This window comes from Bacillus luti (assembly GCF_009739945.1).
In the GTDB taxonomy this organism is placed as follows: domain Bacteria; phylum Bacillota; class Bacilli; order Bacillales; family Bacillaceae_G; genus Bacillus_A; species Bacillus_A luti.
Window position 1 is genome coordinate 3,293,910 of sequence record NZ_CP040336.1, and the last position, 26,884, is coordinate 3,320,793.

At 34.4% G+C, this 26,884-nt stretch carries 25 protein-coding genes; 8 read left to right on the top strand and 17 right to left on the bottom strand.

Going from position 1 to position 26,884, the window contains the following annotated elements; translation table 11 throughout:
* Positions 1 to 95: 95 nt before the first annotated feature.
* From EUC40_RS27015 to EUC40_RS16770, 5 genes are all read right to left on the bottom strand, one after another.
* A complete protein-coding gene (locus tag EUC40_RS27015; protein ID WP_167520157.1) occupies positions 96 to 263 on the bottom strand; it encodes a DUF6903 family protein in 168 nt (55 codons plus the stop codon).
* Entirely contained in the window at positions 253 to 2,424 is a 2,172-nt protein-coding gene (gene gnpA / locus EUC40_RS16755) for a 1,3-beta-galactosyl-N-acetylhexosamine phosphorylase (protein ID WP_156576048.1), read from the bottom strand. The genes EUC40_RS27015 and gnpA overlap by 11 nt, the downstream gene beginning before the upstream one ends.
* A gap of 12 nt (positions 2,425 to 2,436) precedes the next feature.
* Positions 2,437 to 3,426, bottom strand: coding sequence for a carbohydrate ABC transporter permease (locus EUC40_RS16760; RefSeq protein ID WP_187130317.1), 990 nt, complete (start codon positions 3,424 to 3,426; stop codon positions 2,437 to 2,439).
* Positions 3,427 to 3,441: 15 nt separating this feature from the next.
* Positions 3,442 to 4,332, bottom strand: a complete 891-nt coding sequence (locus EUC40_RS16765) for a carbohydrate ABC transporter permease (protein WP_001044590.1) — start codon at positions 4,330 to 4,332, stop codon at positions 3,442 to 3,444.
* 77 nt (positions 4,333 to 4,409) lie between these two features.
* Positions 4,410 to 5,753: a carbohydrate ABC transporter substrate-binding protein gene (locus EUC40_RS16770; protein ID WP_156576049.1), complete on the bottom strand. Its 1,344-nt coding sequence runs from the start codon at positions 5,751 to 5,753 to the stop codon at positions 4,410 to 4,412.
* A 171-nt stretch (positions 5,754 to 5,924) separates the two neighbouring features.
* On the opposite strand from EUC40_RS16770, the gene EUC40_RS16775 reads away from it, so the two are divergent.
* From EUC40_RS16775 to EUC40_RS16785, 3 genes are all read left to right on the top strand, one after another.
* Entirely contained in the window at positions 5,925 to 6,785 is an 861-nt protein-coding gene (locus EUC40_RS16775; RefSeq protein WP_128854967.1) for an AraC family transcriptional regulator, read from the top strand.
* A gap of 68 nt (positions 6,786 to 6,853) precedes the next feature.
* Positions 6,854 to 7,717: a PucR family transcriptional regulator gene (locus EUC40_RS16780; RefSeq protein WP_156576050.1), complete on the top strand. Its 864-nt coding sequence runs from the start codon at positions 6,854 to 6,856 to the stop codon at positions 7,715 to 7,717.
* A 101-nt stretch (positions 7,718 to 7,818) separates the two neighbouring features.
* Positions 7,819 to 8,922 carry an ABC transporter ATP-binding protein gene (locus EUC40_RS16785; RefSeq protein WP_156576051.1) on the top strand — a complete coding sequence of 368 codons (1,104 nt, stop codon included), beginning with the start codon at positions 7,819 to 7,821 and terminating at the stop codon, positions 8,920 to 8,922.
* 111 nt (positions 8,923 to 9,033) lie between these two features.
* Here EUC40_RS16785 and EUC40_RS16790 read toward each other — a convergent pair whose 3' ends face one another.
* From EUC40_RS16790 to EUC40_RS16815, 6 genes are all read right to left on the bottom strand, one after another.
* The gene (locus EUC40_RS16790; RefSeq protein ID WP_156576052.1) at positions 9,034 to 9,654 is read right to left on the bottom strand and encodes a YcnI family copper-binding membrane protein; all 621 of its coding nucleotides are present in this window, start codon (positions 9,652 to 9,654) and stop codon (positions 9,034 to 9,036) included.
* 35 nt (positions 9,655 to 9,689) lie between these two features.
* Complete coding sequence (locus EUC40_RS16795) at positions 9,690 to 11,339, bottom strand: copper resistance CopC/CopD family protein (RefSeq protein ID WP_156576053.1); 1,650 nt, start codon at positions 11,337 to 11,339, stop codon at positions 9,690 to 9,692.
* A 418-nt stretch (positions 11,340 to 11,757) separates the two neighbouring features.
* The gene (locus tag EUC40_RS16800; protein ID WP_156576054.1) at positions 11,758 to 12,759 is read right to left on the bottom strand and encodes a CgeB family protein; all 1,002 of its coding nucleotides are present in this window, start codon (positions 12,757 to 12,759) and stop codon (positions 11,758 to 11,760) included.
* Between the two features lie 371 nt (positions 12,760 to 13,130).
* Positions 13,131 to 13,550, bottom strand: a complete 420-nt coding sequence (locus EUC40_RS16805; protein WP_071712472.1) for a VOC family protein — start codon at positions 13,548 to 13,550, stop codon at positions 13,131 to 13,133.
* Between the two features lie 86 nt (positions 13,551 to 13,636).
* The gene (gene brnQ / locus EUC40_RS16810) at positions 13,637 to 14,995 is read right to left on the bottom strand and encodes a branched-chain amino acid transport system II carrier protein (protein WP_156576055.1); all 1,359 of its coding nucleotides are present in this window, start codon (positions 14,993 to 14,995) and stop codon (positions 13,637 to 13,639) included.
* 234 nt (positions 14,996 to 15,229) lie between these two features.
* Positions 15,230 to 15,922 (bottom strand): FMN-dependent NADH-azoreductase, encoded by a 693-nt coding sequence (locus EUC40_RS16815; protein ID WP_156576056.1) that lies wholly within the window; start codon positions 15,920 to 15,922, stop codon positions 15,230 to 15,232.
* Between the two features lie 293 nt (positions 15,923 to 16,215).
* Here EUC40_RS16815 and EUC40_RS16820 point away from each other — a divergent pair, with 293 nt between their 5' ends.
* Positions 16,216 to 17,181, top strand: coding sequence for an arsenic resistance protein (locus EUC40_RS16820; RefSeq protein ID WP_156576057.1), 966 nt, complete (start codon positions 16,216 to 16,218; stop codon positions 17,179 to 17,181).
* A gap of 184 nt (positions 17,182 to 17,365) precedes the next feature.
* On the opposite strand, the gene EUC40_RS16825 is transcribed toward EUC40_RS16820, so the two are convergent.
* Complete coding sequence (locus EUC40_RS16825; RefSeq protein WP_156576058.1) at positions 17,366 to 18,613, bottom strand: DUF4153 domain-containing protein; 1,248 nt, start codon at positions 18,611 to 18,613, stop codon at positions 17,366 to 17,368.
* A gap of 262 nt (positions 18,614 to 18,875) precedes the next feature.
* A complete protein-coding gene (gene topB / locus EUC40_RS16830) occupies positions 18,876 to 21,020 on the bottom strand; it encodes a DNA topoisomerase III (RefSeq protein WP_156576059.1) in 2,145 nt (714 codons plus the stop codon).
* 292 nt (positions 21,021 to 21,312) lie between these two features.
* Here topB and EUC40_RS16835 point away from each other — a divergent pair, with 292 nt between their 5' ends.
* The 3 genes from EUC40_RS16835 (at position 21,313) to EUC40_RS16845 (ending at position 23,575) form a co-directional block, all read left to right on the top strand.
* Positions 21,313 to 21,882, top strand: a complete 570-nt coding sequence (locus EUC40_RS16835) for a class I SAM-dependent methyltransferase (protein ID WP_156576060.1) — start codon at positions 21,313 to 21,315, stop codon at positions 21,880 to 21,882.
* Between the two features lie 332 nt (positions 21,883 to 22,214).
* A complete protein-coding gene (locus tag EUC40_RS16840; protein WP_156576061.1) occupies positions 22,215 to 22,760 on the top strand; it encodes a hypothetical protein in 546 nt (181 codons plus the stop codon).
* Between the two features lie 179 nt (positions 22,761 to 22,939).
* On the top strand, positions 22,940 to 23,575 hold the full coding sequence (locus EUC40_RS16845; RefSeq protein WP_071712451.1) for a pentapeptide repeat-containing protein: 636 nt from the start codon (positions 22,940 to 22,942) through the stop codon (positions 23,573 to 23,575).
* 98 nt (positions 23,576 to 23,673) lie between these two features.
* On the opposite strand, the gene EUC40_RS16850 is transcribed toward EUC40_RS16845, so the two are convergent.
* The gene (locus EUC40_RS16850) at positions 23,674 to 24,957 is read right to left on the bottom strand and encodes an aminopeptidase P family protein (RefSeq protein WP_156576062.1); all 1,284 of its coding nucleotides are present in this window, start codon (positions 24,955 to 24,957) and stop codon (positions 23,674 to 23,676) included.
* A gap of 189 nt (positions 24,958 to 25,146) precedes the next feature.
* Here EUC40_RS16850 and EUC40_RS16855 point away from each other — a divergent pair, with 189 nt between their 5' ends.
* The gene (locus EUC40_RS16855) at positions 25,147 to 25,377 is read left to right on the top strand and encodes a DUF896 domain-containing protein (protein ID WP_071712446.1); all 231 of its coding nucleotides are present in this window, start codon (positions 25,147 to 25,149) and stop codon (positions 25,375 to 25,377) included.
* Between the two features lie 47 nt (positions 25,378 to 25,424).
* On the opposite strand, the gene EUC40_RS16860 is transcribed toward EUC40_RS16855, so the two are convergent.
* From EUC40_RS16860 to EUC40_RS16870, 3 genes are all read right to left on the bottom strand, one after another.
* Positions 25,425 to 25,907: a CcdC family protein gene (locus EUC40_RS16860; protein WP_071712445.1), complete on the bottom strand. Its 483-nt coding sequence runs from the start codon at positions 25,905 to 25,907 to the stop codon at positions 25,425 to 25,427.
* A gap of 15 nt (positions 25,908 to 25,922) precedes the next feature.
* Complete coding sequence (locus EUC40_RS16865; protein ID WP_071712444.1) at positions 25,923 to 26,318, bottom strand: DUF2871 domain-containing protein; 396 nt, start codon at positions 26,316 to 26,318, stop codon at positions 25,923 to 25,925.
* Positions 26,319 to 26,464: 146 nt separating this feature from the next.
* Positions 26,465 to 26,860: a cytidine deaminase gene (locus tag EUC40_RS16870; protein ID WP_156576063.1), complete on the bottom strand. Its 396-nt coding sequence runs from the start codon at positions 26,858 to 26,860 to the stop codon at positions 26,465 to 26,467.
* Positions 26,861 to 26,884 lie beyond the last annotated feature (24 nt).

Below are 26,884 nucleotides of genomic sequence, written 5' to 3' on the forward strand. Positions count from 1 at the left end.
CTAAGTTTGTATTTGAAGAACTGCGTAATTTTCTATGATTGCTATCGTTGACATATATATGCGTTTCCTTGATCCATCCACTTCCTCTGGTCGATTTATACGTATTTCCGATTGTAATCATAAAGCAGCCCTAAGAGACCAGCTAATCCAATTAACATCATACCCAGTTCGAATTTACCAGCTGTCTTTTGGTAGATGATAATCAAAGATAGGCATACGATAAACACAACAATTTTAATAATGAATAAAGCATTAGCTTTCATTTGAAAAAACCTCCCACCTGATTTCACTAGGTGCTAGCGTAACTTCTTTCCTGTTTCCTTGTCCGTCGTAAACAGCCGTCGTTTGTTCGCTCATTGAATTGTTGACAATCGCCATTTTTTGAATCGATGGATATGCATGGACTTCACAATAAATGTTGCTAGCATGAAATGTTTGGAATTCCCCTTCTTTATGAGCAGCATAGTATAACGCGCGCATCAGTAAACGTGTATTTTCTTCGCTGTATGGTAGCCCTGCTATATAGACAGATCTGCCTTCTCCAAACGAATGACTAGAAAGATGCACTTCACCATCTGAATATTCTATTATTTCGGTTTTATCTGACAACGCATAAATGTTTTTCATCCCTTCACCAAAATCGAATTGAGTACTATCCGCAGAAATAAAATGATTTTCGACAGGAGTGATAAAATATTTATCTGTTGATAAGCTGAATCCTAGTTCCTTATCAACACCTAAGACGTTCGCCAATTGAAAATAATGCCCTTCATGCTGATGGGCTGTAGGTTCGCCAATGCCTATGAAACCTCCGCCGTTATAAACCCAGGCCCTGATTGTAGTGACTAACTTTTCATTAATCCAATGAGCCCCGCCTGAAAAAGCTGTACCCACATCGCCAGCATTAATGATTACATCAACACCCTCAGGTATCCCATCATTAATGACATCATCAAAACTAATGAACGAAACCTCTACGGCAGCCCCGCTCAAGGATTCCAAAACACCTAAATAAGAATAAATTTGTTTATACCATAGTGCATGAGCGACCATATGTGTCTGCCAAGTTCTCAACTTACCCCAAGAGTTCAAAATTGCGACTTTAAGACCGCTGTATGGTTGAACGCCTTTAATTGTGTCATAAATCCCACGAAATTCCTCGGTGACTTCTTCAATGTATGATACGAATTCTGGAAACTGATAAGCCAAACTTAAATAACCACCATAACCGATGCGGTCAACAGGATTTCGCAGTAACGCTCTCCGCGCTGTTAACCAGTTTTCATTGGCTTCAATCACTGGATTGTTACCTTCATAAAATGTATCTGGGAAGAAATAAGGTAAGAATCGGCCTTCTGTGTAACGAACATGTGGTATATCGGCAATCATACGTAATGTGGCTCCGCCGCCCACACTACCTACAACTGCGTCCATTCCGATATTTTCAAAGTATTTTCCATACGGTTCCGTACCAATCCAGTTATCACCAAGGAACATCATCGCTTCCTTGCCACTGTCATGGACAATGTCCACAAGTTTCTTTGCTTCTTCAGCAACAAACTTATGTACGAAATCCATATAATCTAAAAAGGCTGGAGTTGGAATTCGAAACGAAGTATTGTAATAGCCTTGATCAACGATGTCTTCCGGTCTTAAACGATAGCCTTTTTCTTGTTCAAAAGCCTCCAAAGCAGCGACTGAAACACTAGCACCATAACCGAACCAATCGACAAATTTTTCTTTTCCAAGATTATTGAATACAAGGGTAAAATGATAGAAAAATGTTGTGAACCTGACCACATCCGTATCCGGATTTTCTGCCAGCCATTGTTTTAAGTATGTTTTCATAAATTCATTAGAGTGTGGCTGCCTAACATCAAAAGGAATGTCATGTGGCTTATCGCCCCAATCATTTGTAATATGATTGTACATTTGTGTTGGATCCCAAATCGCATACACTAGGAATGACACCGTGTATTCATGCCAAGGAATCGCCTTCGTAATCAACACACTATTTTTCTCTTCGTTTACTTCCCAATCATTAACATCAACAACTTCTCCGGTCGTCCGGTCGATGATCTCCCAGTATTTCTTAGGACTGTTAAGGTAATCCGGCTTTAATTGTTCCTCAAAGTAACCTTTCATAAAATCAATTTCAAGTGTGTCAGTAATTGCCGTATTGAATAAGCTCATTAAATAGAGTTGCTGACATTCATCCATATGTTTCTCTGCAAACTCATTGTGAGCTCTAGCAACAAAATAGGTCGTATAAATTTTCGCATCCAATTGTTTAATATCATCATCCAGTTTTGTCCCATCACTATCGCGAATCGCATCTGCACCCCAGCGCTGCATCAATTCTTTTGTTTCCTTAAGAAAATTTTCTTCACTCGGTAAGGTAACACGACCTGTTTTCTTTTTCATATAAATCCTCCTTTAATCCTTTAAACCACCAAGGGTCATCCCTTGTGTTAATCTTTTTTGAACAATGATATATAAAATCAACGTTGGCAACATGACGAGAACCATTCCTGCATACATTTGACCATAGTTAGCAGCAGATTTTTGGGCTGCCATCAAGTTCATTAGTCCAACAGGTAACGTTTTATTCGGTCCTGGGATTAATGTTAAGGCAATAATGTATTCGTTCCAAAAGGCAAGAAAATTAAATAAAATGACGGCAATAATACTTGGACGAGCTATCGGAATCATGACTGAAATCATTGTTTTAAAATATCCGGCACCATCAACCAACGCCGCTTCCTCATACGTGGATGGAAGGGATTGAAAAAAACTAGACAACAAGTAAATGGTAAATGGCAACGCCGTCGCCGCATACACCACAGCTAAAACAAATAAATTGTCTAATAGAAATCCATCCCCAAGTTCTCCCCGTAAAAAGGTATCTCCGCCCAATAACATTAAGAAAATTGGAACAACAATATAGTTCACATTAATGAATAATCCAGCTTTAAAAAAACCATTTATTAATCGACTTCCTCTAAAAGTATATCTTGCCAAAACATAGGCTGCCGGCAAAGCTACAATCAATAAAATAAGCAGAGCCAATGCTGTTACCATAACTGAATTCAACATATAGGTACCCATATTTGCCTTTTGGAAAGCATCAATGAAGTTTTGAAAATAGAAGCTTTTTGGCATGGACCACGGGCTTCCATAAAATTCCGAGTTTTGCTTCACTGAGGCTAAGAAAACCCATGCAACAGGAATAATAATAGAGATTGCTAATGTAATCAGTGCTACGTAGATAAAACAACGATACACTGTTTCTGTCGTCATTCTTTTTTTGCTTTTTATTATTTTTGGCCCTTGATACGCTTTTTCTGCAGTCATTCCTTTTTGTGTTTCCATCGTTTTTCGATCTGGATATACTGTTTCTGTCTCCATTCTTTTTTGTGTTTCCATCGTTTTTGGACCTCCTTAATACTCCAACACTTCCCTTTTAGTAACACGGCTGATAATCGCAGATAATGCAAATGAGAATAGGAAAATGACCACTCCAATAGCCATACCGTAACCGTAAGAAGAATTGGTGTAAGCCTGCTTATACATGTAACTTAAAAACACTTCCGTCGATCCGTCGGGTCCGCCGCCGGTCATCGCTTGGACAAGAAGAAAACTTAAGTTAATCGTACTAATAACGAAGAAAGTTAACGTCGTCCGCATGTTATTCCAAATTAACGGTAAGGTAATACTGAAAAATTGTCTGATTCGTCCAGCGCCTTCCAAAGAAGATGCTTCATAAAAACTTTCCGGGATACTCGCCATCGCCGCCATATACATGACCATATAGTAACCAACGGCTTGCCAAATGAGTGCTCCGCCGATGCTGTATATGGCAATTTTTTGATTACCGAGCCACATTTTTTGAAGGTTCTCAAGGTTAAACAAAGCAAGCAAATTATTCAACAAACCTGTGGTTGGATCATAAACTGCCGAAAATATCCCCGAGATGACCACAACAGATAAGATATTAGGGATGTAGAAAATAATTCGGAATAAACTCTTACCTTTTATCTTTTCTCTCGTTAACAAAGTGGCAAACAAGATCGCCAGCACCATGGTGATAAGTGTAACGATAACAATCAATACAATACTGTTTTGGAGAGATCGAAAGAAGTTCATATCATTCCATAAAATTTTGAAGTTATCGAGCCCAACAAATACCTTATTATTAGAAAATCCTCCCCACTTATATAAGGACATTCTGAATACCTCAATTGTAGGAACAATCATAAAAATAGCTAACAGGATTAGTGCGGGTGCAGTGCTCACAAAAATAAAAATTCTTTTTTCTGTTGTCTTATTCATGCCATCACCTCAATTAATAAATATAATGGTGAAACTAGCCGTTCACCATTATATGTAGTGAAAACTAATAAACTAATTTATTTTAATGCAGACCGTAACTGGTCACTCACTTTTTCAACAGAGCTTTGCCAATCTTTCACCTTTTTATCACCAGAAATAACGCTGTCAATCGATCTAAATAATGTATCTGGCATACTTACACCTTCAACGGCTTTCGTTGCAGCAAATCCACCTACCCCGACTTTCACTCCATTATCATAAATACTATAGAATGATTTATTTTCGCCTGTTAGCTTATTAGAAAGGCCTTTGATAGGCTGAATCGCACTAGATTCCGCAAAAATTTCAACTGCTTTATCCGAATACACAAACGTCATGAAATCTTTAGCAGCTTGTTTATTTTTAGCTGCCGAAGGAATCCACATTTGTTCAAAGAAAGTAAATGCATAACGGTCGCTATTAGCATCAATTGTCGGTAAAGCCATCATGCCCCATTCAAAACCTTTAGATCGAGGCGCTTCTTTCATTTCACCAACAACCCACGTACCATTTGGCATAAACAATGCTTTGTTATCAAGAATCAATTGTTGATTCTTCTTGTAATCTTTATCATTTGCATTAGCAACAGTTGTTGGTTCTGTATATTTTCCTAATTTTCCGATAATTTCAAAGGCTTTTGTTGCTTCAGAAGTTTCCCAGACGCCATCTCCATATTTCATAGCTTTATTGTATAATTCAGGTCCACCCACCCCTAATAGTAAAGAGTAGAAGAATGTATCAAAGTAGCCAGTGGTCGGATAAGTAAATAAAGAAATCCCTTCTGCTTTCGCTTTATCGCCCAAAGCCCACATTTCGTCCCAAGTTTTCGGTACTTCCCAACCTTTTTCCTTGAATAAGCTGGCATTATAGAATAATCCGGTTGGACTATAGAACATCGGTGCCATATAAGTTTTGCCATCGTTATAAGGATTAGTTGCAGGTGTACCAGTAAGTCCTGGTACCAACTTATCTTTGACTTTGACATCTTCACCATAAACGTTCTTATCAAAAACATCGGTAATGTCTTCTAATGCTTTATCTTTAATCAATGTTTCTGTCAGTGCTTGTTTTCTTCCGGTTGCCAATAACACTACATCCGGATAGTTTCCTGCTTTCATATTCGAACCGATGACATCCTCAAGATTTTTATCCACCGTCAATTCAACATCGACTTTTGGATTAGCAGCTTCATATGCTTCAATTACTTTGGTCCACATCTCTTTACCATAAGCCGATTCAAGTGTTGCCACATGAAGGGTTTGTTTTTTACTGGATCCTTTACCGCCCGTAGAGTTATCAACTTTTGTAGTATTACCCTGGCAGGCTATTAAACTAAGAGATAACAAAGCTGTCATTCCAGATAACAAAAACTTTTTTTTCATCTTTATCTTACCCCCATCTCCTAATCTTCCTTTCATAACTCAAGAATACAGAATAGATAACGCTTTCACAACACACATCTTGTTCTGTTTTTTAGATATCTTGCTTTTTGTTTAATATTTCCCTAAAATCATTATAATAATAGATAAAAAGACTATGAAGGAGGGAGTCATTTGTCCAATGAGGTGTATGAGATTCCGCAATCTCAAAGAGGTCATCTTCCAGTAAAACTGCTTTATGTAACAAAATCAAAATACGATAAAGATTGGCATAGTACCAACCATGCGCATCACTTTACAGAGCTATTGTATATTACCAAAGGCAAAGGAACTTTTATCTTTTACAAAGAAGAAGTCCCCGTGAAAGAGCATGATTTGATTATCATCAACCCGAATGTCGAGCACACGGAAAAGTCTGATACCGATCACCCACTCGAATATATTGCACTTGGTATTCAAGGTCTCTCCTTTTCATCTACAGAAAATCCGGGTCAAATCACTATTTACAATTATAAACAGGAGAAAAATACCTTTCTCTTTTACCTTGAGCAATTGCTTGAAGAAGCGGAAAATCATCAGGAAGATTATGAGTTGATTATGCAAGACATTTTAGAAATTTTGTTGCTTAAAATGATGAGAAAAAAAGCTTTTAACGTGGAGAAAACCTCTACTCAAAAAATCAATAAAGATATTGAATTCATAAAAAATTATATTAAGCAGCATTTCCGCGAAAATATCAGCCTGGATACATTAGCAAAAGTCAGTCATATCAATAAATATTATCTCGCGCATTCCTTTAGGAAATTTGCCGGGGTTTCACCTATTGAATACTTAATTCAAATTCGGATTAGAGAAAGCAAACTATTGTTGGAAACTACCAACTATCCAATTTCCAATATTTCAACAATTACAGGATTTTCTTCCCAATCATTCTTTTCTCAATCTTTTAAACGAGAAACGAAGCTATCTCCTTCACAATATAGAAATACTATAAACTCTAACAAAAATAAAACGGATTTCAATGCAAAAAATTAAATACACCTGCGATAAATCTATAAATCTCGGACGTATTGTTACTATTATTTTAGAAATGTGGTGTTCCTATGATTCAAAAATTAAAAGCATATTATGGTGAAGATATAAAGATTAATGAAGCCGTGTTGTCTGAGGATTATAGCTGGTTTTTGGTTGAAGAGCATAAGATAGGGATTCGAAAAACTCGATTACATAAAAAGGAACATTTATTGCTTTCATCCATCTTAACACCTATTCATACTGATACATTTTATGAAACTGAAAAAGAAAAATCATGGTATGCAGTATTATATAAAAATAAATACACCCCTATAGTATCGGTTCGTTTTTTACACTTCTTCACAACGCGACCTATAGTAGAAAGAGAAGAATTTCAATACGCTTTACAGTCTATGTTTCCTTTCACCACTACAACAATATGGGAAACCTCTCAAACTGGCGCCCTCATCTTAGAAGAAAATATACCTGAATCTGTATTGCAGGCAGCCCTTGATACACTAGAAACAGATTTTTTTATATCTCTATCCTTTTTTATGGGCAGACACTATACACAAACAAATGAAATTGCTCGACTATATCAATGGGAGCGAAATTTATTTTATGTTCTTTCTCCCTATTTATCGCAAAAAATTATACACATTGAACAACTACTTCCTTATCAATTAATGATTTCATTACCAAAAGAAGAAAGAGCAAAATACACGAATCAATTATTAGCACCTATTTCTAATAACAAGGAGCTAATAGATAGTGTTAAAGTATTCTTCCAATGTAATTTAAATGTATCACTTGCAGCGAAACAATTATATTTACATCGTAATACTTTACAATATCGAATTGATAAATTCATTGAAAAGACAGGAATTAATATAAAAACTTTTGAAGGTGCAGTAACAGTTTATATGGCTTTTCTTTCATTGGATATTTCGTAAACTTGTATAAAAAAACTCTCATTCTTTTGTGCACCATGCCAATTTACCTGCGCTTATAATAATCTTATAATTCAATTAATTATAAGGAGGAGTGAGTAATCATGACAGAACTTGTATTAGATCATATTTTTAAAGTTTATGATAATAAAACGACTGCTGTTTCTGATTTTAATTTACATATTGAAGATAAAGAGTTTATCGTATTTGTTGGACCTTCTGGATGTGGAAAATCAACAACTCTACGTATGATTGCTGGGCTTGAAGACATTTCTGATGGTTCATTTTATATTGATGGAGTGCGCATGAATGATGTTGCTCCAAAAGATCGCAACATTGCAATGGTATTTCAGAATTACGCATTATATCCACATATGTCTGTTTATGAGAATATGGCTTTTGGCTTGAAACTACGAAAACTCCCAAAAGCTGAAATTGATCACCGTGTAAATGAGGCAGCGAAAATATTAGGGCTTGAAGATTACTTAAAACGAAAACCAAAAGCATTATCAGGTGGACAACGACAACGTGTTGCGCTAGGAAGAGCTATCGTTCGTGACGCAAAAATATTTTTAATGGACGAGCCTCTATCCAATTTAGACGCAAAATTACGCGTAAGTATGCGCTCCGAAATCTCTAAACTTCATCGTCGTTTAAACACGACCACTATATATGTGACACATGATCAAACAGAAGCAATGACAATGGCATCGCGACTAGTCGTTATGAAAGATGGACTCATTCAGCAAATTGGTACCCCAAAAGAAGTATATGATAATCCTGAAAACATTTTTGTTGGCGGATTCATTGGTTCTCCAGCTATGAATTTCTTTACTGGAACATTACAAGATAAATATTTTAATATAGAAAATATTCGCTTCAAAGTACCCGATGGTCTACTAAAAACATTAAACAAACAGGGGTATAATGGAAAATCAATCATACTCGGTATTCGTCCTGAAGACATTCATGATGAACCAATTGTTCTTCAAGCTTCTCCTGAATCCACAGTCGAAATTACAGTAGAAGTTGCTGAATTATTAGGTGCTGAAACGATGATTCATGGTAAACTTGCGAACCAAAACTTTATTGCACGAATCAATGCCCGTTCCGAAATTAAAGCGACTGATAAAATTCCGTTAGCTTTTAGTTTAACTAAAGCTCATTTTTTCGATATTGATACAGAACAACGTATACGTAATAATTAGACATACTTGATTACCAGTTCCATGTTTTACGTAACACCTTTTCTGGCTGCTGAAAAGTCTTCTCCACAATCTAGAAAAAGAGCCTACTGCTTGTAGGCTCTTTTTCTTACCTTATTTTTTACGACGTCCGACAAACACACACATTCCCACCGACGATACAATCGCTAAAATAGATAAGACAATTGCTATCGTTGTCATATTACTTGTACTCTCATTTTTTTCAATACTAGACACTTCTCCATGTTCTCCTGTTAATGATGTACCTTTTGTAATTGCAGTAAGTGAATGTGGTTTCTCCGCTTTCTCATCGCCTGTCCATTCAACAATTTCTCCATCTGTATATTGTTGATATGCATCCCAAGCTATTTTTTGTTCCTTATTTGGATTTTTAGCGACGAAAGTAAATCGTTGAAACTGACCAGGCAAAATCCCTTCTCCTGTTGCTTCCCATACTACAGTTTTAACTTTTCCATCTGTATCTTTTTTCTCTTCCACTTTCCATCCTGGCACCGGTTCATACTGTTGAAACTCGACGCCAGCTGGTATTTTCAGCGTGACTTTTGTCGTTGCCACATTCTTTTCAACTGGTACTTTTATCGTATAAGTCTCCCAAGAGTTAACATCTGAAGTTGCTGGTTTCACAGTTACGTGAGCACTAACAGGTAACGAAAAAATCCCCATTGCAATGATTGTTGCTATCATTGTTGTTCCTAATTTTTTAATACGTTTCATTTTCTATTAACTCCTTTTCATCTATAAACATCTCTTTATCTGCCACCTACAATAAATTTATAATCTGTATCGAAGCTATCAAGAGATTTTGTTAATCCATGTACATGTATATTCCAGTTTCCTGTCATGTTAATATACATACCTTCCGCTTCATATTCTCCTGGTGAAACAGCTGAAGCTTTAAATGAACCTTTGCCCATGTTCATATCTAACGATTGAGTCGTCAATACAATTTGTTCCATATCAGTAATAGGCTGTCCATTCTCATCCTTTAAAGTAATATGAAATATATTTTGTCCTACCTTATTAGGACTTACCTGTAGAGTAAGTTCATATCCATTATTTAATTGCTTGCTCTCTGTAAAAGGTCCAGTAGGAGGCATCGGCGGTGTTTGTACGTTTGTCATAAAAGCTACGATTATGAAAACGATAATTCCTATGATAAATTCTACTTTCACCGTAGCTCCTAACCTTTGCTGCGCCCGCATTCTTCCCTTCACATAATGCACGATCCCCAATATTCCCATGCAAACGAATAAAAGTATCTTTGCTAATAAGGCTAATCCATACTTCGTATCAAATAGTGAATGGATCGTAGGAATAAAAAATGTACTATTAAAAAGACCTGTTATTACAATTACTATGACAGCACCTGTTGCCCACGGTGAAAAACGCTTAATTGCATCCCAATACTTAGTCCACTTATCATCCTCTTTACGTAAAAGAAGAATAATTGATGATAGACCGCCAATCCATAATGACGCTGCAAATAAATGCAGAAAATCCATAACAACAGCAATGCCTTTAAACTTCAAACCATACGCATGACTATTTAAAGCTTTCATAACAAGCAGCCCCGTAAACAATAGTATTGGAATGCTCCATACTTTAAATGACGATAACTTCTCACGCTTCACCGCAAAGTATGTAACTAGTATAAGCGTACTAATAAGAGCCATTTGAGTAATCCATACATAACCAAAAACAGAAAGCTGTAATGTTTCTTTTAATAAGAAAGGATCAAATGCCTCTAGCCACGAAACATCCGCATTCATTTTTGCTTGCAACGGTAGGTTGAATAGTAAACTAATGAATATCCCCAATAATGAAATCCATATTATTTTCTTACTCTTTAATCGAACTAAGGCTGCACTCCCTTTATACATAACAAGATTAAAGAATAGCACGCCTAAAAATAACGAGAAACTTGTATATAGAATCCCGCGTTCCATAATCATATCAATTTGCGGGACATAGCCCATCTCTTCTACTTGTACATCGTCTGCTCCCGCTTCCGCTAATCCAACACGAAACGGGATAACTCCTTGAATTGGATGGCCATCAGCTGAAATAGCCTTCCACTGAATTGAGTAAAGACCATTTTTGAGATTCTCTTTTAACCCAGCTTCTAATATTTTTTTATTACGTTTATCAATATGAGCATCTTTCAAATCCACTCTTTTACCTGAGGAATCTCTTACAAATAATGTATTAAAACGTGAAACTTGTATATCCTCATCGAATTCAATTTTCACAACAGATGGCGCTTTCTTCAACGTTTCATTTTCAGTAGGATTGGATTTCACCACATATGCATGAGCAGATACGCTTTTTGGTATCAATATGATACACACGCACGCAATTAATAGCCATGCTCCTAACCTTTTCATTACTTTCACGCTTATTTCACTTCTTTCCTCTTCGTTACTACACTCCCAATACTTTTACTGCTGATTTCGATTTCTCATCAAAATATTAATATGGTTAAGTATAACTTTCTATATAGTGCAATACTCTATTTCCCCTTCACCTCTATACTTTTAATTTAATAGTTACTACTCACATTAATACAACTTACATTTTTAAAGTCGATTGTTATTATATCATAAAATATATTTATGTAAGTTCCCAAAGGAGAAAAGTTCTCGTGAATCATTTGTGAAGAAAATGTGAAATACATAAATAAAAAGGTGTTACGTTATTACGTAACACCTTTTCCAAAAACACCCTTATTATATTTCTCTTCTGTATCTGCTAGGTTAAGATAATAAATCATCTATCATGCTTTTTCATTCTAAGTGTATGCTCAAACGTTCGAGTACTTTAATTTTTATGGTTCATTTCAATTATTTCTAACAACTGTTTTACCCTTTTATCATAAGTATGTTCGGTTAGCGTTCTCTTAAATCCTGCCATCGCAATTTTATTTCGCTGCGCTGGATTCGTTAAATATTTTTCTGCTTTCTCTATAAAATCAATCGATGAGGTAAACGTCTCAATTTGCACCCCAGGAATATAACACTTTTCCAAATCAGCACGAATATCCGTTATTTGAAAAGAACCTGTACTAGCTATTTCGAATGTACGATTATTAACGGAACAAGCATTTATTTTCACTCTATTTCTATTAAATGTTACATCCTCTATCGAGCGATGTATATTTATGTTAATTTTACTTTTTTTATAATATTCCACATTATTCTCATACATTAAAAATGGTAAAAGGACAATCTTATCTTTCAACAACTCATAACTCTTTAGTTTATCCCAATTACACCCTATAATTAAAGTGTTTTTCGTCACTAAATACTCTGAAATGGAATCAATAAAAGCAAGCCGATTTTCAAAAGCGGTCCCTATGAAACTAATATCAAATAGATATTCCTCTTCCCTCAGTAACGGCGTATATATAGGGGGGTCTGCCGCTAGAGGCAAATAAAATACATTCTCACAGCCTAAATTTTTATAAAAATCAATACATCCTGTATCTTGCGTAAAAATATAATCATAATCAAGAACTAAGTATTTCGTTACATCTGTAAAGTAAGGATCATCTGTAAGCCAAAGCGCAGTCTTAAAGTTATATTGTTTTAATTGTTGAATCCCTTTACTTATCCCTTTTTCAAAACCGTGGAAGACAATAATGAGAGATGGTTTTATCTTTAAAGCTGTTTTCACCAAGTTTTCGTATGTTACCATCGTTACAGTTCCAACTGCCTTTTTCAAACTATTATATATAGCTTCCTCTAATACCGGGAAATATACAGGAACGCTAGATGTAACAAATAATACGTTGAAATCTTCAGCACCATGTGAACTCCCCACAGATAACCACTCTCCAATACATCAAATTCACTTTTTATATTATGTATTGCACAAAAATAAATAGTTGGTTACAGGCTGCCCTTTTGCTTATACCCACTTCTATAAGATAGCGGATAGCCTCTCACAATATATATTCAAATTCCCCAAATACTTTCATTGAAAAATACATAAAGTGAAACTTTAATCAGCAGAGAGGGCATCCCCACTGATTATTAGCCTTCACCAATCGGACTTTTATGGGCAGTTGATCCCCCACCTCACTTCTTTGCTTTCGCTGAATTTTGAGGTGGGGGTCTTACTGCCCATTAAAGCGGGATAAATAAAAAGGTGTTACATTCGTACGTAACACCTTCCATAAAAATACGCTTCTTTTATTTTTCTTCCGGATAATCACAATACTCAATAATTGTCCCTTCCGTATCCGCCGGGTTAAGATAAATTAATCGTCTACCATGTTTATTTATTCGAAGTGTATGTTCTAACGTTCGAATACCTTGTTCTTTCAATTCCTCTAAAGCTACATCTAAATCATCTACTCGGTATGCAACGTGATGTACACCTTTACCCTTTTGTTTAATAAATCGTGCGATTGGAGATGTCGTATTATTTGTAGGTGCAAGTAATTCCACTCTATCACCATCTACTTCAAGAATGGCTACCTCACTTTCAACACCTGGCGCTTCACTTATGTAACGGTCTATTAAAGTTCCTGCCAAAACCGTTTCATAAAAACGTATCGTACTATCTATATCACGAACTGCGATTCCGATATGATCAATTGTTTTTTTCATGTACTTTTCCCCTACTACTTTATTTTTCTTTCCTTATTAATAGTAACAAAAAAAGTTATAGAAACAAATTCTATAACTTTTTTCATTTAACTTATTTTCTTATTCGCATTTGCTGCTGGTTGAACTTGATTTTTTGCTTTTAAAACGCTAATACCGTATCCGATAAATCCACCAATAATCGCTGGGAAGATCCAGCCTAATCCTACTTCCTGCATCGGAAGGAGTTTAGTAAACACTTGATTTACTACTTCAATGTTAACTCCAGCTGTACTTAATCCATCGAATAAACTGATAATAAATGTTACGATTAAGCTCACTTGATAAACTTCAGCTCTTCCTTTGAATAATGAATGGAAGAATGTTAAGAAAATCAGTACGATTGCTAGTGGATAAATTGCTGTTAATACTGGAACAGAAACTGCGATTAATTGTGTTAATCCTACGTTTGCAACAATCGCACTAAATACACATAGCATGATTGCAATTGCTTTGTAAGGAACATTTGGGAATAACTTATGGAAGAATGAAGAACATGCTGATACAAGTCCCACACTAGTTGTTAAACACGCTACTGTAATCATTAATCCTAATAATACTCCGCCATATGATCCAAAATAGTAGTTAGAAACTTTCGCTAATACTTCTCCGCCGTTCTCTAAATGTCCAAGCTTTGCAACACTTGAAGCACCCATATAAGAAAGAGCTGTATAGATAATTGCTAAAATAGATGCTGCAATGATTGTCGCTTTTGCACAAACGACCATAATTTGCGTTTTCGTTTTCGCACCTTTTTCTTTAATTGCATTAATGATGATGATTCCGAATACGAATGATGCAAGCGTGTCCATTGTTAAGTATCCTTCTTGGAACCCTTTAAAGAATGCATGTGATGTATAAGCTTCCACTGGTGCTTGCATATCTCCAATCGGATGTATAAATGCAACGATTACTAAAATACCGATGAAAGTTAACTTAATTGGCGTTAAGATTTTTCCAACAATATCGACAATTTTCGCAGGATTTAGCGAAAAAAAACAAGTGATGCTAAAGAATACAATTGTGAAAAGAATTAAAGATGTAGAACCTAATCCCTCTGGAATAAACGGTTTAAGACCAATTTCATAAGAAACATTTCCTGTTCTTGGTATTGCAAATAACGGGCCAATCGCCAAGTATAAAACTGTTGTAAACACAATCCCGAACACTGGATGAGCACGACTTGCTAATGACTGTAAATCATCTTTACCCGAAAAACCAAATGCTAGTACACCTAGTAATGGTAATCCAACACCAGTTACTAAAAATCCAGCGTTAGCAATCCATACATTTTCTCCTGCCGATTGACCGAGCATAGCTGGGAAAATTAAATTTCCTGCCCCAAAAAATAGTGCGAATAACATTAACCCAATAACTACTATGAACGAAAACGGTACTTTGTTCGTCATAATATAACCTCCATTTCGATCCTTTTATCTCATTTCCATTTTTAACTAATTGAATTTTCTGAATTTTCAACTTAAGTATCAACTATTCTTGAACTCATTATAGTTTGAAATATAATATTTTGCAATACTATTTTCAAACTTTTCTTTTATTTTATAAATATACATTTTTTGACACAGAAATAGACTAAAAAACCAACATAGTCATCCATGTTGGTTTTTTACATTTACTATCAATTAAAATTTCGCTGCTACTTTCTTAACGTTCTCTAAACCTTCTTCAACAATTTGTTGTGAACGATCTGGATATTGATTGTGTCCTTCAATTACAACTGTTTCTGGATTTGTAATTCCCCAGAACCCAAGCACAGTTGTTACATAATTAACTGCCATTTCCATAGGAGCCATTTGCTCTGAAGAGTAATCTGAACCACGAGCACCTAATACAACGACTTTCTTATCACCAGCTAAACCTTCTGGACCATTTGCTGTATATCTAAACGTTTTTCCCGCTTGAGAAAGGTATGAAATATACGTAATTAATGGTGCTGGCACTGTAAAGTTCCATAATGGGAATGCAAATACAACTTTATCAGCTTCTAAAAACTGATTTAAGTATTGATCTACTGTCGCTACAGCCTTCTCTTCTTCTGCTGTTAACTCCATTCCTTGACTACGTTTATATCCACCTGAAATAGCGACATTTCCGTAATAAGGAAGATCTAGTGCGAATAAATCTAACTCTGTCACTTCTGTATTTGGATTTGCTTCTTTATAAGCACTTACAAATGTTTCATACATTCTTGAACTAACTGCTTGCTCCGCTGGACGATCGTTTGCTTTTACAAATAATACTTTTGACATTGTTTTATTCCCCTCTACTTTTGTATTTTCTTCTTTTTTACCAAATAACGAGCTAAATAATCCCATTTTCTTCACCTAAACTTTCTTATCATATTCATTATTCATCATCATAAAAATTCTTATTCTACTAAAAAGTTCCAATAGATACCTTAAGTACAAACACAAAAAACTTTTTGTTATTTAATTACCTTATGTAAGTGATTGTAATACAGTTACTTACTTTAGTCAAGTAACTTTAAATAAAAATAATATCTCGAATTAAAAATAAAAACTACAATACAATTAAAAGACCCATTGTAACTTTATTGTTTGTATAATGGATGTAGAGAGGGCAATTCATATTTAGAAAGGATTTACTCATGAGCACTATAGAAAAAATTCAAACTTTTATTATTCTTTTTGCTGTTACATGCGGCATCGTACTCGGACAATTTAATTTGATACATATGTATTCAGAGCACTTTATTGTCCCCTTCTTATTTTTCATGCTGTATGGATTATTCCTCAGCATTCCATTGAAAGAAATAAAAAATGGATTCCGTAATTTAAAATTCGCTGGAACGAGCCTTACCATTAACTTTTTATGGACACCTTTACTCGCTTGGGGGTTAGGAGCACTATTTCTTTCAGATCACCCAGCACTTTGGGTTGGATTTATTATGTTAATGGTTACTCCATGTACAGATTGGTACTTAATCTTTACTGAAATAGCGAAAGGAAATGTAGCACTTTCCACTGCGATTTTGCCTGTAAATTTAATTTTACAAGTATTACTGTTACCCGTTTATTTATTTTTATTTGCAGGTGTAATGAAGACAGTAGCAGTTTCTGTTTTAATAGAAAGTATTGTTATCGTAATCGTCTTACCATTTTTACTTGCGCACGCTACAAAATTCATAATGTATAAAATGAAAAAAGCTGAAACACTTGAGAATAAACTCATTCCATTTTTCAGCTCTGCTCAAATTGTATTTTTAAGTTTAGCCATAGTAGCGATGTTTGCATCACAAGGTAAATATTTACTACAAAACATGAATGTTGTTTTATTATTACTGATTCCTGTTCTATTGTTCTTCATCATTAATTTTGTACTAGGGCAATTTATAGGACGCATTATGAGTTTATCTTATAAAGATACAGTAAGCCTAAACTTAACAACGTTAGCAAGAAACTCACCTGTCGCACTTGCTATAGCTGTAACAGCTTTTCCAGACGAGCCTCTTATTGCACTTGCACTCGTTATTGGACCATTAATTGAGTTGCCAGTACTTGCTTGTGTTTCACAATTTTTATTGCTTATTAAGAAAAAAAAGCAATACGCATAATAAAAAACGTCCCAAAAATGGGACGTTTTTTATTATGGAGAGATCAAATACAATACTTATTTATCAATACAAGTAAAATAACCGAAACTACAAACATAATAACACCAATTATAATAAATAGATCGACTCTAAAAGTTTTATACGATATAGAAGATTGACCTTTCGTTACATTAACAAACCCTTTCTAATTAAACATTATAGGAAAAGTAAATATAACGACAGCTGCCCAAATTCCGTAGATTGGCAAATACTTCGTAACGGCATCTTGGATAGCTGTCGTTCCTGATTTGTTTTGTAGAAAACGCATATAGGAGAACATAATCCAAATGAGATTTGCCCAGATTAGTATGTTTACGCCTAAAACAGCAAGTCTATTAGGTGTAATCCCGTAAGAAGAAAGTCTGAATACGATGGCTGACAATGCAACAGTGTCAATAATAAGCGCCAGAACAATTAAGGCAAAGTTTATATAATCTGAAATACTCTTTTTCTCGTCCGAGTCACTCTCAACGATAGAAAATATGGTAACGGCCAATACACCAAGGAGTATTCCGTTGAAAGCCATTAGGAAATTGCGGTCCAAGAATGGATTTTTCCCGACCGATATAACCGTTATAAGATAGATCAACAATGTAATCAGCACGAGCGGACTAAAAATTTTAGCTATGTATGGTGTAATATTTTTAGCAAACTTAAGATTCATTAATACTAAGTATGCAGCCACAATAGCGAGAGCGGCAGCTCCAAATAAAACAACATTACTAAAATAGAATTCTCCTATATCCAAGTCAACAAAGCTAAATAAACGCATCGTCAATACTGCTAGTATCATTCCGCTCACTGCCATGCTGGCATAGAGAAGACAATATTCTAAATTAAATTTAATATAAGCTAATCTTGTACTACCTTTTGAATACTCATTCCCTGTAAACGCAAGCCCTAACATGACCCATAACAATATAGGTAGATGCAAATAAACAAGGATAATGCTGTCTTTATAATTTAATGGCAACATATTAAGATACACCCCAGAAATCAGGAAGAACGCTGCAAGGAAATAAATAATACCTTTTTTCGGAGTATTATTGTAAATAAAATAAGCAGCAATAAAGGGAATTACACCAAAAGCCAAGTTAATTGGAGCAATTGCTTCCTGTTCGACAAAGTGAAAAATCACTCTAGTGCTTATACCGGCTAGAATAGCCAAAAGGCCCATAAATAAGAAACCTTTTTGAAACAAAGTTGTTTTTTCTGTATTCCCCTTCTCCTTGAAATGCAATCTTTCATACCAAATACCTAGAACCTGAGAATTAGAATTTTGTTCCCATGCTTGTGAGAATGACTTTTTAAAAGCTTTCGGGTCTTTTCTATACATTCTCTCCAACTCATGAGGGTTATCCATATTTTCAATAATCAAATTGTTACTGTCCATAGTTATACCTCCTCTAATTTAAAAACAAAGTTGCTACCTTTTCCATAAAAGTACCTCACTCATTCATTATGATTTTAATACATTATTTATTGTTTTACAATAAATAATTATCAAATAAGAAGAAATTTTTATTGTATTTTTATTCATACCCAAAATAAAAATCATTCCTTATTCAAAGAAATACCCTATAGAATAGACTTTTTTAAGTATCTATTCTATAGGGTACAATTTAATTATCATATTTTTTATTTGTTGAAACTACTTAATTCTCAAACACAAAATTAATCTTATTATCTTTCCACTCTAATTTTGCATCAAACGTTTTCTCGCCTTTTTTAAAGCCTTTAATCAAATCAGTCTTCTCACCTTTTAAGAGCTTCGTCATATTCTTTTGCGAGATTGTTTTACTTAATATCTTCTTTGAGATGGTAAAGTCACATTGTGTCGTGTTGTAATTAGAACAGCCATAAAACGTAGATTTATCAATTACATCGCCATCACATTTTTTACAGCTACCAACCTTTTTACCTGTTGTAAATTTCGAGCCTTTTCGTTCAATCGATTCAACATGTAATCCAGTGAAATCCCACTTCTCAGACATTTCAACCGCATCTTCTATAATTTTAGCTGATAACTTTTTCGTCTGTTCCATAAATGTAGCTGGTGATGCTGTACCTTCCCCAATTTCTGCAAGACGTTGTTCCCATTTTGCAGTCATTTCCGGTGAAGCTAGTATTTTATCACCGATTGCGGTAATTAATACTTTGCCTTTATCAGTCGCATACACTTGGTTTTTCTGCACATCTATATATTTACGGTCTTTCAGCATTGTAATAATACCCGCACGAGTCGCTTCCGTACCTAAACCTTCTGTTTTCTTTAATACTTTCTCCAGCTCTTCATTCTCTAAATACTTACCTGCCGTTTTCATTAACGTAATAAGCTGTCCTTCTGTATAACGCTTCGGTGGCTGTGTTTTTCCTTCTTTCACTTTTACCTTTACAACTTTTCCTTCTTCACCTTCAGCTACAATTGGAAGAATTGTTTCGTCATCTTTATCGTCTTGGAAAATAACTTTACGCCAACCTTCTTGAATTTGCTGTTTTCCTTTTGAAATGAATTCAGCACGCTCATCTACAAGAGTTACAATCGTTGTATAGTCAAAGATTGCAACTTCATAATGTGCTGCAATGAGTCTTCTTACGATCATATCGTAAATTTTCTTCTCATCACCTGATAATCTGCTTGGGTTTGTAACTTGCTCTGTCGGAATAATTGCGTAGTGATCTGTCACTTTCTTTTCATTCACATAACGCTTGTTATTCATAATCGATTCAACTGGAGCTGGTAATAACCCTTTATACTCATCAAACTGACTTAACTTCTGTAAAATATCCGGGAACGTTGCCGCTTCCCCTTGCGTAACATAGTTGGAATCTGAACGAGGATAAGAGACAATCCCTTTTTGATATAAAGCTTGCGTTATATCGAGCGTCTTTTTCGGTGAAAATTTAAATGCTTTATTTGCCGTTGCTTGTAGTGATGATAAATTAAATAAAAGCGGTGGTTGAAACTCTTTACGCTCCGTTTTCATTTCCTTTACTACCGCCGGTTTATTTTGACAAAATGCGGCAATTTTATTTGCCATATCAGGGTCTTTTAAGCGAGATTCATTATCCTTTTCCCATTTCCCCTCATACTTCTTTCCTTCTATATTAAAGGTTGCGAACACTTCCCAAAACGGCTCTGATTTAAAGTTTTCAATTTCTTTCTCACGCTTTACAATCAATGCGAGTGTCGGTGTTTGTACACGACCAGCTGAAAATACATCGTTCATTCCTTTTTTCTTTAGCAAAATACTAAAGACGCGTGATGCATTCATACCAACTACCCAGTCAGCGCAAGATCTTGTATATGCCTCATAGTACGTATTAATTGTATCCGATTCATCGAGTAAGTTTTTAAAACCTTGATAAATAGCTTGCTTCGTTAAAGAGGAAATCCAAAGTCGTTTCATCGGCTTTTGCACGTTACAAAGATTAATAATGTTTCGTACAATCAATTCCCCTTCGCGCCCAGCATCGCCCGCGTGAATAATTTCTGTTACCTGAGGATTATGTAACAGCTGTTTCACTACGTTAAATTGTTTATACTTCGACTTTGTTACTTCAAATTGAAAACGTTCTGGAATCATAGGTAACGTATTAAGTGACCATTTTTTCCATTCAGCGTGATAATGTTCTGGATTACATAACTGCGTCAAATGACCAATTGCCCATGTACAGTACGCTCCATTTGGAAATAACTCATTCGCTTCTACTTCTAAATACCCATCTTTCCGGCGATATTTGAACTGTGAAACAAGAGCCAAACCTTGATCTGGTTTCTCGGCAATAATTAATTTCATTTTATAACTCCCTATCTGTATTCCAGTGTTACTTTCATTGTATATATGTTTAGAAGCGATGATAAAACAGCAATCTTATTTATCATTCGCGGGTTACCCCGGGTAACGGGATAACTATAATATTATACGCTTATTCTTTATATGTTCACAATAGAGATACTCACATATTATTTCTCCTATAATTAAAACAATATAAATGTAAATTCAATTGTACAAAAGTTAAACTCTACAACCATATCACTTTTTTTCTACTAACATAAGCTATTATAAACTTGAAAAGGATGATGATATGATGAAAAATTTTGTAAGTATACACGACTTATTAGCAATTATAGAGCATACCGAAGGCTGGTTATCGCCGCATGAGCAATTTGCTCTATTACACTTACCTTCAGCGCTAGATCACTTAGACGGAGAGATAGTTGAAATCGGTTCCTATAAAGGAAAAAGTACAATTGCCTTAGCTCTGGGAAGTTCTCTATTGAGTAATAGAAAACGTCCAATCTACGCTATTGATCCATTCCTTGATTGTTATTATCCTTCATTTCAGTTCAACATAAATTACCACGGACTACAAGATTTTGTTATTCCAATAAAAAAGTTTAGTACACAGGCTTACGATGATTGTCCTAAATCTATTGCTGCTTTATTTATTGATGGTGATCATGAATATTCTAGTGTGAAACACGACATCACTCATTATGTATCACGTGTTGTAAATGGTGGATTCATTCTCTTTCACGATTATACTGAGCAGTTTCCAGGAGTTATCAAAGCTGTAAATGAACTTTGCAATAACTCTGAATACAACATTGTTTTAACTTACGACCACCTTATTATCGTTCGAAAAACAAATCATTAAGCTCTGTTTCATTATCTTGCTTGCTATCCTAACTCCTTTTATTCACAAATAAGATGTTCAAAAGTGGAATATCCTTTCCATTCATTTTTACTATATATTTCTCTCAAAGTAATAATACTTTTTCTCTCTGTAACTAATATGATCTATGATTATTGAGATGTAATGCTTTTTTATAGATCCTCATCACCTACTAAAAGAACAAATTACTATTTGAACATTATATCGAACTCACCTCTAATAAAATGTGCAGATAATATGCAGATATAAATAAGCATAAGTACTCTCCAGATGAACATATGATGAAATGAACGCTAGGACAGGGAGGTATCATAATGTTCGCTTACACATTAACCGCCTTAACTCTTTGCTCTATCTCAATTCTTATTACATCATATATTTCTAAACGCAAGGGTACCCTAATGGAGTATATGGTATTTATTATGTCTTTTAGTATGAGTCTCGGCTTAAGTATAGGTTTTTATTTAGGTATTCTCTTTAAAGGCGAATTACTATATTCTACTTTGCTTGCTATTTCAATTAGTGGTTGTATCGGTTTTTTAGTTGGTCTACGTTTTCACCTATATACTGCCTTAGAAGGAATGTTCTCTGGATTAATGGCGAGTATGATGGGAGCAATGATTACAGAAATGCTAAATGCGCAACAAGCCCATAGTATATTGTTCATTAGCCTTTTGCTTACTATAACGATAACTATGTCATGTATGATTCAGCTTTTATCTGAAACCTTTTCTACCTTTATCCACCGGCGTTTTTTATTATTGCTTTCAATTAGTGTTGTAATCATTGTTTCGGTATTCATAACATTCCCCGATTATAATCCTTCAACTTCGCTCGAGCATGAGCAACATATACATTAACACTAACCACTGCAATTCATAAAGCTGTTCTAACACATGGCTGCTTTTAAATAAAAAGTAAGTAAAATGCTCTTCACAAAAAAACATAGGATTGTGTATAATGAGAACTAATGTTCCTTCCAGAAATTCACTAAACCTGAATTACACTTATATATCAAAAAGAAGAGGATTGATATACTATGAAAATTGATAGACCAAAAATTTCACCAGAGTTATCTTCAAAGAATTTTCAAGATATTTTTTATGAAGAAGATCCAACGTTAGAAATGTGTGAAATTATCGATTCCACTTTCGAAAATGAATCGGTGGATAGAGTGCGACTATATGATGCAGTGATAAAAAACTGTAAGTTCACTAATACAGACTTTAGCAATATTGATATTACAGATGTTTGTTTTGAAAACTGCGATTTATCAAATGTTAATTTAAGCAATTCTTCTGTTCACAGAGTCGAATTTAAAAACAGTAAATTAACCGGGGTTAATTTTACAGAATCTAGCTTAGGAAATGTTAAATTTGAGAATTCCATTTTGAACTTAGCTGCATTTGGAAATTCTAAACTAGAAAAAATCATCTTCAATGAAACTTCATTAAATAATGCAGATTTTTTTGACTGTAAACTAAAAAAAGTTGAATTCCAATTTTGTAGCCTTGACGAAGCTAATTTTGATCAGACATCACTGAAGGGAATAGATATTAGTTCTTCTAATTTTGATACACTGACAGTTTCAGTGAACGATTTAAGAGGATGTAAAGTATCTACATATCAAGCTGTTCAGTTTGCAACCTTATTGGGGTTAATAATTAAAGATTAGTATTTCGAAGGTAAACAGAACCCTATCCCGAATCATGGATTTTAATCGTCCACGATTCGAGGTAGAGTTCAAATCAATTAGTGGTGACTTTTTTCTTATTATTTAACTACAGCTTGATTTCCTTTTACATTTTCATTATTTTCACTCATAAACTCTTCAATCTCTTCAACTTCTCTAATGATATCTTTTGACAAGTTTTCGTGTCCGTCTTTCGTTACAAGAATATCATCTTCAATACGAATGCCGATCGATTCTTCTTCAATATAAAGACCAGGTTCAATTGTTATAACCATACCTTCTTCTAACACTCTATCTTTATATGTTCCTACATCATGCGTATCTAAACCAAGGAAATGACTTACTCCATGATAATAGTATTTTGATAACTCTTCGTCTTCTTGAATTAAACCAATTGCTTTACACTCTTCTGCTAGCACCTTTTTTGTATGTTCATTTAATGCAGCAAACTTTACTCCTGGCTTAATAAGTTCAGTTGTTTCTTTCAATGCTTTTAACACGATATTATATATTTGCTTTTGGCGACTAGAGAATGTTCCACTTACTGGGAATGTATAACTAATATCAGCGTTGTAATAGTCTTTTTGAGCACCTAAATCCAGCAGTACTAAATCACCATTTTGAATTTGTGCATCATTGTCTTCATAATGCAGGACTGTGGCATTTTTACCACTCGCCAAAATTGTATGAAACGCATGGTGTTTAATACCTGATGATTTCAGTGTAAAATCAAAATGAGCTTCTAATTCATATTCCATCATGTCTGCTTTTGCATTTTTTAACACATTGTAAATACCATCTTTCGTTACAGCAATCGCTTCTTTAATAATTTCAACTTCTTCTTCAGTTTTAAACACTCGTAATTCACAAATATTCGGATATACATTACCAATTGTTACGTGCGGGTATTGTTCTCTTATATGTTTAGCAAACGTTAAAACTTTTGTCTCCGTACCATTCCACTCTCGGCGCTCTAAATCTAAATATATGTGCTTCGCATTTTCTGTAAAAAGTATATTTGACATTGTCTTTTCAAAGCTATCTAAATATACAACTTTCTTTACACCTGAAATTTTCTCTGCTTCTTCACTAGAAACTGTTTTACCAACCCATTTTTCCATTACTGGATCTGATTTTTCAATGAAAAGTATTTCTTCTACACTATTTCCAAACTTCTTCAACATGAAAATAACATTCGGCTCATCGATTCCTGTTACATAGTAAAAATTTCGATTCGGCACAAACTTATAATGTCCATCAGCTGACATTTGAGGTGCTTGTCCAGCAAATAAAATAGTAATAGACTCGTCTGGTAATGTTTTCGTTAGTCGTTCTCTATTTTGAGCAAAAAATGTTGATTTCATAATAATCCCCCTAGCGTTTTATGTATGATTGTGAAACTAATTATTCAATACACTTCATTCTATTATTGTTATAATTTTTCGTCAATTTTTAGCTTAATTTTAGATAGTATTGACACAAACAACTAAACAAGTTACAATAGCTATAAATTAGTAAGTTACTAATTTAATTTAAAATAAGAGGTGAACAAAATGCAAAACATTTTATTCCGTATTAACGAATTAGCAAAAAAAGAAAGAACATCTGGATTAACAGTTGATGAAAAACAAGAACAACAAATGTTGCGTCAAAATTATACAAAAACATTTCGTGGAAGCTTAGATTCCATTTTATTAAACACAAAAATTGTTGATCCAAATGGTATTAATGTTACGCCATTTGCATTACAAGATGCTCAAGATCGTTTGAAATTTAGTAAATGAGTTCCGGGCTAAAAAATTTCAATAAAACATAAAAAGAGCTGGATTTCCTATATAGAAATTCCAGCTCTTTTTAATGTTTTTTCTAATTTAGCAAACGAGCGATACATCGCAATTCTCCACGATACAATCATCGCAAATGCGAGTAAGAAAAACATCCCGCTTAACTCTGTTAAATCAATTGATTGACTTAAATACGATTTCATTGCTACTCGTACTGCTAATAACCCAACTAAAATAAATATAAATGCTTTAGACGGTTTCATATATATTTGTTCATTTCTTATTTCAAACTTCGTTGTTTTAATAAGAAATATAGAGAAAATAAGCCCTACAGTAATTGCTTCTACTATTTCTAATGACGTTAACCGAAACTCTGGTAAGAAGTACATCATAGCACCAGTACTCATAAAAAATGGTGGTAATATAATCTTCTTTTTCGTTACCGGTTTTTTCGCTGCTTTAAAACGTAGAAACATTACTCCAACAGCCATACAAACTGCTACGATACTTGATAAAAGTGCTATATTCATATCCTCCACTCCTACCTATTTAAAAGACTTTTTAAGCAAAATCATAAACCAAACGAGCCCGACACTTATAATAACATGAGCCAATCCAGCCATATGGCTTAAACCATTAAAGTCTGTTCCATTCACTTGTAAAATCCCTCTAAATACCATTGTAACGACAGTAAAAATTAATCCTACATTGTATACAATAAACCATGCATAAAAGCTTTTTGTTTCTTGTATTTGAAGCACCTTAAATAAAGCGAAAGCAATCAAAAAGAATATGAATCCTAATACTAACACGTGCGTATGCACTAATTGCAACATAGTAGATCCTTTAATTCCTTGTGCCTTCGTATACTCTCTTGCAAATACACCTGATAATAATCCAATTATTAAGTAAATGAATGCTGCATTATATAATTTCTTCATTGTATTCCTCCTGCTGTAAACTTTCCATATTCGCTGCAATCATTTTATGCAAAGTTTATGAACGGAATATGAACAAAATATTACATTCTATTTTTGAAAATAAAAAATCCGTTCCACAACTATTAATTGTGGAACGGATTCTTCACTTATTTTAAATCTTCAATTGAGAAAGCGCCTGGTAGTAACTGTTCAACAGTCACTTCTTTTTCATCACCATTTACATTCGTTAGTAATACTGGCATTTTCGGATCACAGAACTCAGCAATTACTTGTCTACAAGCACCACATGGTGAAATCGGTCCATCCGTTTCTCCTGTAATGACTAAGTAACTAAAATCGCGCTCACCTTCTGATACCGCTTTAAAGATTGCTGTTCTTTCTGCACAGTTACATAAACCATAAGAAGCATTTTCTATATTACAACCAGTATAGATTTTACCTTCTTTCGTAACTAATGCTGCACCAACAGGAAATTTAGAATACGGAATATACGCTTTTGATAACATCTTATTTGCTTCTTCAATATATTTTTTCTTATCCATATTATTTCCTCCTCAAAATAAATA

Coding starts and splice junctions, on each gene's coding strand:
- EUC40_RS27015 (WP_167520157.1), bottom strand. CDS start 263: ATGAAAGCTAATGCTTTATTCATTATTAAAATTGTTGTGTTTATCGTA.
- gnpA (WP_156576048.1), bottom strand. CDS start 2,424: ATGAAAAAGAAAACAGGTCGTGTTACCTTACCGAGTGAAGAAAATTTT.
- EUC40_RS16760 (WP_187130317.1), bottom strand. CDS start 3,426: ATGGAAACACAAAAAAGAATGGAGACAGAAACAGTATATCCAGATCGA.
- EUC40_RS16765 (WP_001044590.1), bottom strand. CDS start 4,332: ATGAATAAGACAACAGAAAAAAGAATTTTTATTTTTGTGAGCACTGCA.
- EUC40_RS16770 (WP_156576049.1), bottom strand. CDS start 5,753: ATGAAAAAAAAGTTTTTGTTATCTGGAATGACAGCTTTGTTATCTCTT.
- EUC40_RS16780 (WP_156576050.1), top strand. CDS start 6,854: ATGATTCAAAAATTAAAAGCATATTATGGTGAAGATATAAAGATTAAT.
- EUC40_RS16785 (WP_156576051.1), top strand. CDS start 7,819: ATGACAGAACTTGTATTAGATCATATTTTTAAAGTTTATGATAATAAA.
- EUC40_RS16790 (WP_156576052.1), bottom strand. CDS start 9,654: ATGAAACGTATTAAAAAATTAGGAACAACAATGATAGCAACAATCATT.
- EUC40_RS16805 (WP_071712472.1), bottom strand. CDS start 13,550: ATGAAAAAAACAATTGATCATATCGGAATCGCAGTTCGTGATATAGAT.
- brnQ (WP_156576055.1), bottom strand. CDS start 14,995: ATGACGAACAAAGTACCGTTTTCGTTCATAGTAGTTATTGGGTTAATG.
- EUC40_RS16815 (WP_156576056.1), bottom strand. CDS start 15,922: ATGGGATTATTTAGCTCGTTATTTGGTAAAAAAGAAGAAAATACAAAA.
- EUC40_RS16820 (WP_156576057.1), top strand. CDS start 16,216: ATGAGCACTATAGAAAAAATTCAAACTTTTATTATTCTTTTTGCTGTT.
- EUC40_RS16825 (WP_156576058.1), bottom strand. CDS start 18,613: ATGGACAGTAACAATTTGATTATTGAAAATATGGATAACCCTCATGAG.
- topB (WP_156576059.1), bottom strand. CDS start 21,020: ATGAAATTAATTATTGCCGAGAAACCAGATCAAGGTTTGGCTCTTGTT.
- EUC40_RS16835 (WP_156576060.1), top strand. CDS start 21,313: ATGAAAAATTTTGTAAGTATACACGACTTATTAGCAATTATAGAGCAT.
- EUC40_RS16840 (WP_156576061.1), top strand. CDS start 22,215: ATGTTCGCTTACACATTAACCGCCTTAACTCTTTGCTCTATCTCAATT.
- EUC40_RS16845 (WP_071712451.1), top strand. CDS start 22,940: ATGAAAATTGATAGACCAAAAATTTCACCAGAGTTATCTTCAAAGAAT.
- EUC40_RS16850 (WP_156576062.1), bottom strand. CDS start 24,957: ATGAAATCAACATTTTTTGCTCAAAATAGAGAACGACTAACGAAAACA.
- EUC40_RS16855 (WP_071712446.1), top strand. CDS start 25,147: ATGCAAAACATTTTATTCCGTATTAACGAATTAGCAAAAAAAGAAAGA.
- EUC40_RS16860 (WP_071712445.1), bottom strand. CDS start 25,907: ATGAATATAGCACTTTTATCAAGTATCGTAGCAGTTTGTATGGCTGTT.
- EUC40_RS16865 (WP_071712444.1), bottom strand. CDS start 26,318: ATGAAGAAATTATATAATGCAGCATTCATTTACTTAATAATTGGATTA.
- EUC40_RS16870 (WP_156576063.1), bottom strand. CDS start 26,860: ATGGATAAGAAAAAATATATTGAAGAAGCAAATAAGATGTTATCAAAA.